This is a genomic window from Micromonospora sp. H61, assembly GCF_018070325.1.
GTDB classification, from domain to species: Bacteria; Actinomycetota; Actinomycetes; order Mycobacteriales; family Micromonosporaceae; genus Micromonospora; species Micromonospora salmantinae.
In genome coordinates this window covers 1-860 of the sequence record NZ_JAGPXY010000234.1, presented here as the reverse complement: position 1 = coordinate 860, position 860 = coordinate 1, and the positions used below count along the sequence as shown (strand labels likewise).

Annotated in this window: 1 protein-coding gene; it reads right to left on the bottom strand. The window is 64.0% G+C overall.

Annotated elements, in window-relative coordinates; all coding sequences use genetic code 11:
• Nucleotides 1–76: 76 nt before the first annotated feature.
• Nucleotides 77–860 (bottom strand): penicillin-binding transpeptidase domain-containing protein (locus KBX08_RS33355; RefSeq protein ID WP_247670477.1); only part of this gene is annotated, 784 nt, incomplete at its 5' end.

Here is an 860-nt window from a genome sequence, read left to right as displayed (position 1 = left end):
GCGGCGGGGCATCACCGTTTCCGGACTCCGGATCGCCGACGTTCTGGGCCGGCGGGAAGTCGACCTGCGGTTCGCCCTACAGCGCCTCGACCATGACCCGCTCCCAGATGTCGCCCGGGAGATTTCCACCACTGACCTTACGGCCGTCCTTGAGGATGAGTGGCTTCCGGTCTCGCACGTTGCCCACCCACACCGCGGTGGCCAACTGTGGCGTGTAACCGATCATCCAGGCGTCGCCGTTGTCCCTGCTGTTGTCCTTGAGTTCCCAGGTGCCGGTCTTGGAGGCCGCCTTGCGACCGTCGTCGAGCCGGTGGTTGACGGCGGCCGGGTAGTCCTTCAGCACGGACGTCACGTCGTCCACGACGCCCTTGTCGATTCTCCGCTTCGAGTCGAGCTTCTCGCTGTAGATCTTGTCCCACTTACCGGTGTTCGGGTTCTGCTTCTCCACCGAGTAGAGGAAGTGCGCCTTGTTGTAGACGCCCCCGTTGGCGAAGGTGGCAACACCGTTGGCGTGGTCCAGCACCGTGATCGGGTACTGGCCGTAGCCGACGACGTTGAAGAACGGCTCCGGCGTGATGTCCTTCGGGTCGGTCTTGGTCAGGTCGTAGGCCTTGGCCGGGTTGGTGTCCGTGCGCCACATGGTGGTGACGCCGGCCTGCTTGGCCATGTCGACGACCTTGTCCGCGCCGATCTCCTCGGTGACGTAGTAGAACGGCACGTTCAGGGACTTGAGCGTGGACACCCGGAGTGTGCAGGAGTTACCACAGTCGGGGTTGTCGTCGCCCGCGTTGCTGACCTTGAAGGTGCCTTCCGGCTTGAAGGCCTTGCCCTTCCACCGAGACTCGAGCGCCTTCTTCTCC